The sequence below is a fragment of the Neobacillus niacini genome (genome assembly GCF_023715785.1).
GTDB lineage: Bacteria > Bacillota > Bacilli > Bacillales > Cytobacillaceae > Neobacillus > Neobacillus niacini_E.
This window is the reverse complement of sequence record NZ_JAMBOX010000012.1, coordinates 168,715-175,688: the sequence shown is the minus strand read 5'-3', so window position 1 is coordinate 175,688 and position 6,974 is coordinate 168,715. Positions and strand designations below refer to the sequence as shown.

Below are 6,974 nucleotides of genomic sequence, written 5' to 3'. Positions count from 1 at the left end.
ATACAATTTTACAATGAAAAACGACTACAAAAAAGACTAAACGGCCTCAGTCCCTTAGAATACAGGGCTAAAGCCGCCTAGTTCCGTTTTATTATTTCCACTGTCTACTTGACAGGGGGCAGTTCATGGCTGGGGATTTTCACTTTTTTATTCAAAGGTAATCTTATCAACCGTTTCACGATCTAACCGTTTAATCACTTCAACAATCAGTTTTACTGCATTTTCATAGTCATCGCGATGAAGCATCGCCGCGTGAGAATGGATGTAGCGGGTAGCAATGGTGATGGCCAGTGCTGGAACGCCATTATGGGTCAGGTGAATCGAGCCCGCATCTGTGCCGCCGCCAGGGATCGATTCGAACTGATAAGGAATGTTCAATTCATCGGCCACATCGGTGACAAAGTCGCGCAATCCCTTATGTGCCACCATGGAAGCATCATAGACAACCACTTGAGGGCCTTTGCCCATTTTACTCATCGCTTCTTTTTCAGAGATTCCCGGAGTGTCGCCCGCAATACCTACATCAACAGCAAAGCCAATATCCGGCTGGATTTTGTAGGTTGCCGTCTTGGCACCACGCAGGCCGACTTCTTCCTGAACAGCCCCAACCCCATAAACCTCGTTCGGATGTTCTGCATCCTTTAATTGTTTCAACACATCAATGGCAATTGCACAGCCAATTCGGTTATCCCATGCTTTGGCCAGCAGCATCTTTTCATTGTTCATAACAGTAAACTCAAAATAAGGCACGACCATATCGCCTGGACGCACGCCCCACTCCTGGGCCTCTTCACGGCTTGATGCGCCGATATCAATGAACATATCTTTAATCTCAATCGGTTTCTTGCGGGCCTCTGCTGAGAGCACATGCGGCGGCTTGGAACCGATAATGCCTGTTACTTCGCCTTTTCTCGTCACGATTGTTACACGCTGGGCAAGCATGACTTGGCCCCACCAGCCTCCGACTGTTTGGAACCGCAGGAAGCCTTTATCATCGATTTGGGTTACCATGAAGCCAACTTCATCTAAGTGGCCCGCCACCATAATTTTCGGTCCGCCCTCTTTGCCCACCTTTTTGGCGATCAAGCTGCCAAGTCCGTCGGTTGTGATTTCATCCGCATATGGCGCTATGTATTTTTTCATTACTTCGCGCACTTCACGCTCATTACCGGGAATGCCCTTTGCATCAGTTAAATCCTTCAGCATTGTCAATGTTTCATCGAGTTTTGCCATGAGTTTTTGACCCCCTTTTTATGTATGTACAATTTTCATTATAACGAAAATTCAGGACAATGAACAAATTTAATAGTTGTTTTGTTGTCTTAGATAATTTACTTCATTTTTGTGAAAATATGCCTGTTGGATTTCCTCTTGGGTTATCCCCAATAAGCCTGCGAGGGCCATGAAGGACTTAAACAAGGTAAGAAAATCTTCAAAACTTTTGCTATTTTGAAAAGCGCTCGTTTGTTGATAGACCTTTAAAAATTGCTCTGTCAGGGTTTCTGCTGCCGGGAGTGCCACGTCCACGGAAAATTCCTCCTCCTCAAAGCCACAGACAATCCCCAGTGATAAAATGAAATGGATTCCATCTACAAATTCCTCAAGAATCACATCTTGCGGCGAAGAGGGCTTTACGCTCCAAAATTTAAAGCAGCGTGTTTCATTCGCCAACTCCCCAACCTCAACCAATAACGCGAGAACTTTTCGTGAAAATAAATCCTCATGTTGAAGGCCATGTTTTTCCTCGATATGAGTATCCAATGCCTTTTGCATGTGAAAAAGTTTTTTTAATTGCATAATCTATTCCTCCCTCGAAAAATTATAGCAGGATTTGAAACTTTTTACACACTCGTTCGTAGATAGAGAAAATGAGTGTAGGAGGCTTACAGATGGTTGTATGGATACTGCGCTTCATATTATTGGGACTTATTGTTTATTTATTTTACCGGGCTGTAAAATACCTGGTCCAACCCACAAGGAAATTGGAGTCTGCAAGGAAGCATCACCAGTTTTTCATGAGCGATCATGACGATGTGCGAAAAAATATCGTACTCACCTACAAGGGCGCCGTGTTTGCCGGGGAAAAATACATGGGACCCACCGACGATACATTTGATGTCGTGTCGATCTCGCTATGGCCGGAAAATACCAGTTCGTTAAAGGGGATGGTCAGAGAGGATTTTTGCTTCATCGACAGAAAAATTAAAGAGCATTATCCAAATGCCGAAATTAACTGGAGAAGTCCAGTAAAGGAATTTTTGTATGAAAAATAGCCGCTATGATGAGCGGCTATTTTAATTGATAAACATATAGGAAAAATTCAATGATGGCCAAGAGTGGAAAGCCGATTTTGAATTGCAGATGCTTCGTTTTATGCCGAAAAAACTTCATTCCCGCCGTTGCTCCTACAGCCCCGCCCAAAATGGCCACGAGCCATAAAGTTTTTTCCTGAATCCGATACTGGTGTTTTCTGGCCCGGCTTTTGTCGACTCCCATCAAGATGAACCCTGCCCCATTCATAATGATAAATGCCGCAAGGAAAACGATATTCTCATTCATATATATAAGCTCCCTATAGAAAAAGCCATCCTCGTATTGAGAATGGCTATTTATTGATTACTTGTTGAATTGTTGTTTTGCAACGTTTGCTAATTCAGTGAATGCTGCTGCATCACTTACTGCAAGTTCAGCAAGCATTTTGCGGTTTACTTCGATGCCGGCAAGCTTTAAGCCATGCATTAAACGGCTGTAAGAAAGACCGTTGATGCGAGCTGCTGCGTTGATACGAGTGATCCAAAGTTTGCGGAAGTCGCGCTTTTTCTGGCGACGGTCACGAAATGCATATTGCAATGATTTCATAACCTGCTGGTTAGCAACTTTGTATAATGTATGTTTTGAACCGAAATAACCTTTAGCTAATTTAAGAACTTTTTTACGACGTTTGCGAGTAACTGTACCGCCTTTTACACGTGGCATGTAATTTCCCTCCTAGTTTAAATCAATGCTTATCTATTACTTCACGTTGGTTAATAACTGACGAATGCGCTTGAAATCGCCTTTTGAAACAAGAGAAGATTTGCGAAGCTTACGCTTTGCTTTTGTTGATTTGTTTGCAAATAAGTGGCTTGTATAAGCATGGTCACGCTTTAGTTGACCAGTTCCAGTTTTCTTAAAACGCTTAGCCGCGCCTCTGTGAGTTTTCATTTTTGGCATTGGGAAGTCCTCCTTATTACTTATCGTTTTTAGGTGCTAATACCAAGAACATGCTTCGGCCATCCATCTTTGGATGAGATTCAACCGTTGACACTTCCTTGCATAGCTCAGCAAAACGGTCTAACACTTTCTGACCGATTTCTTTATGGGTAATCGCCCGTCCCTTAAACCGAATCGAAGCTTTTACCTTATCGCCTTTTTCCAAAAACTTGATTGCATTGCGAAGCTTTGTATTAAAGTCATGCTCATCAATCGTTGGGCTTAGACGAACCTCTTTTGTCGTGATAATTTTTTGGTTCTTCCGAGCTTCTTTTTCTTTCTTCTGCTGCTCGAATTTAAATTTGCCGTAGTCCATAATCCGGGCTACCGGAGGCTTTGCGTTTGGTGCAACAAGCACTAAATCCAGATTCACTCTTCCGGCAATCTCCAGCGCTTCGTTTTTGGATTTAATCCCCAATTGTTCGCCGTTTTGATCAATCAGGCGTACTTCACGAGCGCGAATCCCCTCATTTAACAACATGTCTTTGCTAATAATTAGCCACCTCCAAGGTTTAATCAAGAATACTTTTGTCCGGGACCGTTCCCCCTCTGATTCTGTCGCGGATTGGCAGTCCGAAAGCAAATAAAAAAGTGCGGATGAACACACCCACACTTTACGAAACATAGTTAAAAAACTAAATAGTCCACGTAAAACCTGCCAACAGCCTAATCGCGTCAATTCAGGTGAGAAGCGGGTGCTTCTTCTTTTCCCAGTAACTAGTATTCAATTTTATACCTTAGTAACTATATCATAAGCGAAAGCCGCATGTCAAATGGACTTTTTCATGACAACGAAATTCATTGTAGCAGGAAACCAAAAATTATTCAACAAATTTTTATGAATTTCTTCATTGGAAAAGTTAACAAAATATTCAAATCCATTTCATGCATTATTTGTTAGGATTGATTTGGAGTCTAAGAAAGGATGTGGCACATGGCCTATAAAAATCGAACACAGCCCGAGGAATTAATCATTTTGAGATTGTTAAATATCCGAATGATCTTGTCGGAAGCTGATAAGCAGCACTACTTTGCGCTTAAAAAGGGGTATGAAGGGGAAGTAATGTTTGATCAGTTAACAGAAAAGCTCCAATGCGAATGCTATATCATAAATGATTTGCTGCTTAAAGTGAACAACAAAACATTTCAAATTGACACGCTGATTATTCTTTATAAAAAAATCCTGATTTTTGAGGTGAAAAATTATGAAGGCGATTATTTTTCCCCTCTATCTGGAGCCGCTTTGTCTTTAAGAAGCTTGTTCAAAGACAATTTGACCCTTTTCCAGGGGGATTTTGTCTTTGATTATCCAATTACTTACAAAAAGGTCATTCTCGCCTTTTCCACCGTCGCTCTTATACTTAAAAAGGAAAAAAAGGGGGATCAACTCCCCCTTTTCGACATCACTTTATTTTTGCACTTCCGCCTTAAGCCCAGCCAGAAACTCCTCAAACGCCACTGTCTCAGACTTTTGTTCACCATATTTACGAACATTGACGGCCTGTTCAGCCACTTCCTTGTCACCGACCACGAGCATATATGGAATCTTTTGCATCTGCGCTTCGCGGATTTTATAGCCGATTTTTTCATCACGACCATCCAACTCCACGCGGAAGCCTGCCGCTTTAAGCTGGTCTTGGACTTGGCGGGCATATTCGTAATGCGCTTCCGGGGATACCGGTATCACTTGAACCTGTACCGGCGCGAGCCAAGTTGGAAATGCCCCCTTGTATTCTTCAATCAGATAAGCAACAAAGCGCTCCATTGTGGAGACCACTCCGCGGTGGATCACAACCGGACGGTGCTGCTTGCCGTCTTCACCGACATACGTTAAATCAAAGCGTTCAGGCAGCAAGAAATCCAACTGAACAGTCGATAAAGTTTCGTCCTTGCCCAATGCAGTTCTCACTTGAACGTCAAGCTTAGGACCGTAGAACGCAGCTTCCCCTTCAGCCTCAAAATAATTAAGCCCAAGGTCGTCCATCGCTGCTTTAAGCATACTTTGCGCTTTTTCCCACATCGCGTCATCATCAAAGTACTTTTCCTTATCCTGAGGGTCGCGATAGGACAAGCGGAACGAATATTCCTTAATGTCAAAGTCTTTGTAAACCTCCAGAATCAGTCGAACAACCCGTTGGAATTCTTCCTTGATTTGATCCGGACGGACAAAGATATGAGCATCATTCAAGGTCATCCCGCGAACCCGTTGCAGACCTGACAACGCACCGGACATTTCATAACGGTGCATCGTGCCAAGCTCGGCAATCCGAATTGGCAGCTCGCGGTAGCTGTGCATCGCATTTTTATATACCATCATATGGTGCGGACAATTCATCGGACGAAGTACCAGTTGCTCGTTGTCCATATCCATGACCGGGAACATGTCCTCATGATAATGGTCCCAGTGACCGGAAGTCTTGTACAATTCAACATTGGCCATGATTGGTGTATAAACATGGTCATAGCCTAAGCTAACTTCTTTATCAACAATATAACGCTCCACAATGCGGCGGATGGTCGCGCCTTTTGGAAGCCAGAGCGGCAAACCTTGACCGACCTTTTGCGAAGTAGTAAATAGGTTCAGTTCTTTACCGAGTTTACGGTGGTCGCGCTCTTTTGCTTCTTCCAGCAAACGGAGATGCTCAGCCAAATCTTCCTTCTTGAAAAAGGCCGTTCCATATACGCGCTGCAGCATTTTGTTATCGCTGTCGCCACGCCAGTATGCACCAGCAATGCTTAACAGCTTAAACTCTTTAATTTTTCCAGTAGATGGAACATGGACACCGCGGCAAAGGTCGAAGAACTCGCCCTGCTCATAAATGGTCACTTGTTCATCGTCCGGAATCGCTTCAATCAATTCAAGCTTATATTCGTCGTCTATTTCCTTAAAAAGCTGAACCGCCTCAGCACGGCTGACTTCTTTGCGGACAACCTCAAGGTTTTCACTTACGATTTTCGCCATTTCTTTTTCAATCTTAGGCAAGTCTTCCGGAGTTAGCGACTCTTCAAGATCCATATCGTAGTAGAATCCACCTTCAATAACCGGACCGACACCAAGCTTTGCTCCAGGGTACAGGCGCTTCACAGCTTGAGCCATTAAGTGGGCTGTGCTGTGGCGCAATACCTCGAGGGCATCTGCCGAATCTGGTGTCACGATTTCTATAGAGCCGTCTTCATGCAAAGGACGGCGCAGGTCAACCATTTGTCCGTTAAATTTACCGGCAATTGCCTTTTTCTTTAGGCCCGGGCTGATCGAAGCAGCAATATCTTCGGTTGTCGTTCCCCGCGGAAACTCCTTTACTGCTCCGTCCGGAAACGCAATTTTAACAACGTCTGACATAACAATTCCTCCATTTCCGCGTTTTGTAACGCTTTTTAAAAATAAAAAAACCCGTCCCTAAGGAATAGGGACGAGTTTGTTAACACGTGGTTCCACCCAATTTTTCATTTTTTGCTCAAGCAAGCAAAAAATGACTTTAGTTCAGGTAACGGCTGCGGCCGTCAACAATTACTAACCTCACAACAGAGGGGTTCACTGCTGAAGTTTAAAGGTGGTAAGTATTTCTTTCGTATTAGGAGGCTTTCAGCCGTGACCTCCCTCTCTTGAAACCGTAAAAAAATACTATTGTCCTTATCATTACTTTTGATGTGAATTAAACTATGTACAGTATTATAATGATATATTATTGAAAAAGCAACTTATTATCCTAATTATTTTGACA

At 43.3% G+C, this 6,974-nt stretch carries 9 protein-coding genes, 1 pseudogene and 2 other annotated features; of the genes and pseudogenes, 3 read left to right on the top strand and 7 right to left on the bottom strand.

Going from position 1 to position 6,974, the window contains the following annotated elements; genetic code table 11:
• On the top strand, positions 1 to 81 hold an 81-nt coding region (locus M3234_RS29750; RefSeq protein ID WP_396953964.1), incomplete at its 5' end, for an IS3 family transposase.
• Between the two features lie 66 nt (positions 82 to 147).
• Here the strand turns inward: M3234_RS29750 and M3234_RS20210 are convergent.
• Both M3234_RS20210 and M3234_RS20205 read right to left on the bottom strand, forming a co-directional pair.
• Positions 148 to 1,233 (bottom strand): M42 family metallopeptidase, encoded by a 1,086-nt coding sequence (locus M3234_RS20210; protein ID WP_262306441.1) that lies wholly within the window; start codon positions 1,231 to 1,233, stop codon positions 148 to 150.
• A 69-nt stretch (positions 1,234 to 1,302) separates the two neighbouring features.
• Positions 1,303 to 1,797, bottom strand: a complete 495-nt coding sequence (locus M3234_RS20205) for a dUTP diphosphatase (protein ID WP_262306440.1) — start codon at positions 1,795 to 1,797, stop codon at positions 1,303 to 1,305.
• 92 nt (positions 1,798 to 1,889) lie between these two features.
• Between M3234_RS20205 and M3234_RS20200 the strand changes: the two genes are divergently transcribed.
• Positions 1,890 to 2,273 carry a sigma-w pathway protein ysdB gene (locus M3234_RS20200; protein ID WP_262306439.1) on the top strand — a complete coding sequence of 128 codons (384 nt, stop codon included), beginning with the start codon at positions 1,890 to 1,892 and terminating at the stop codon, positions 2,271 to 2,273.
• Between the two features lie 16 nt (positions 2,274 to 2,289).
• On the opposite strand, the gene M3234_RS20195 is transcribed toward M3234_RS20200, so the two are convergent.
• Genes M3234_RS20195 through infC form a run of 4 tightly spaced genes read right to left on the bottom strand, consistent with a single transcriptional unit; the run spans position 2,290 to position 3,733 of the window.
• Positions 2,290 to 2,559, bottom strand: coding sequence for a DUF1294 domain-containing protein (locus tag M3234_RS20195; protein ID WP_262306438.1), 270 nt, complete (start codon positions 2,557 to 2,559; stop codon positions 2,290 to 2,292).
• A gap of 57 nt (positions 2,560 to 2,616) precedes the next feature.
• Complete coding sequence (gene rplT / locus M3234_RS20190) at positions 2,617 to 2,976, bottom strand: 50S ribosomal protein L20 (protein WP_066311372.1); 360 nt, start codon at positions 2,974 to 2,976, stop codon at positions 2,617 to 2,619.
• A gap of 36 nt (positions 2,977 to 3,012) precedes the next feature.
• On the bottom strand, positions 3,013 to 3,213 hold the full coding sequence (gene rpmI / locus M3234_RS20185; protein WP_066311369.1) for a 50S ribosomal protein L35: 201 nt from the start codon (positions 3,211 to 3,213) through the stop codon (positions 3,013 to 3,015).
• Positions 3,214 to 3,229: 16 nt separating this feature from the next.
• Positions 3,230 to 3,733 (bottom strand): translation initiation factor IF-3, encoded by a 504-nt coding sequence (infC, locus tag M3234_RS20180; RefSeq protein ID WP_066311366.1) that lies wholly within the window; start codon positions 3,731 to 3,733, stop codon positions 3,230 to 3,232.
• A gap of 98 nt (positions 3,734 to 3,831) precedes the next feature.
• Positions 3,832 to 3,965, bottom strand: a sequence feature (ribosomal protein L20 leader region).
• A 212-nt stretch (positions 3,966 to 4,177) separates the two neighbouring features.
• On the opposite strand from infC, the pseudogene M3234_RS29355 reads away from it, so the two are divergent.
• A pseudogene (locus M3234_RS29355) lies at positions 4,178 to 4,462 on the top strand (nuclease-related domain-containing protein); the annotation flags it as partial.
• 198 nt (positions 4,463 to 4,660) lie between these two features.
• On the opposite strand, the gene thrS reads toward M3234_RS29355, so the two are convergent.
• Positions 4,661 to 6,592, bottom strand: coding sequence for a threonine--tRNA ligase (thrS, locus tag M3234_RS20170; protein WP_262306437.1), 1,932 nt, complete (start codon positions 6,590 to 6,592; stop codon positions 4,661 to 4,663).
• Between the two features lie 63 nt (positions 6,593 to 6,655).
• Positions 6,656 to 6,899, bottom strand: a binding site (T-box leader).
• Positions 6,900 to 6,974: the final 75 nt, after the last annotated feature.

What these genes read in the sequence shown, in the direction of transcription:
- M3234_RS20210 (WP_262306441.1), bottom strand. Translation starts at nt 1,233, where the DNA reads ATGGCAAAACTCGATGAAACATTGACAATGCTGAAGGATTTAACTGAT.
- M3234_RS20205 (WP_262306440.1), bottom strand. Translation starts at nt 1,797, where the DNA reads ATGCAATTAAAAAAACTTTTTCACATGCAAAAGGCATTGGATACTCAT.
- M3234_RS20200 (WP_262306439.1), top strand. Translation starts at nt 1,890, where the DNA reads ATGGTTGTATGGATACTGCGCTTCATATTATTGGGACTTATTGTTTAT.
- M3234_RS20195 (WP_262306438.1), bottom strand. Translation starts at nt 2,559, where the DNA reads ATGAATGAGAATATCGTTTTCCTTGCGGCATTTATCATTATGAATGGG.
- rplT (WP_066311372.1), bottom strand. Translation starts at nt 2,976, where the DNA reads ATGCCACGTGTAAAAGGCGGTACAGTTACTCGCAAACGTCGTAAAAAA.
- rpmI (WP_066311369.1), bottom strand. Translation starts at nt 3,213, where the DNA reads ATGCCAAAAATGAAAACTCACAGAGGCGCGGCTAAGCGTTTTAAGAAA.
- infC (WP_066311366.1), bottom strand. Translation starts at nt 3,733, where the DNA reads ATGTTGTTAAATGAGGGGATTCGCGCTCGTGAAGTACGCCTGATTGAT.
- thrS (WP_262306437.1), bottom strand. Translation starts at nt 6,592, where the DNA reads ATGTCAGACGTTGTTAAAATTGCGTTTCCGGACGGAGCAGTAAAGGAG.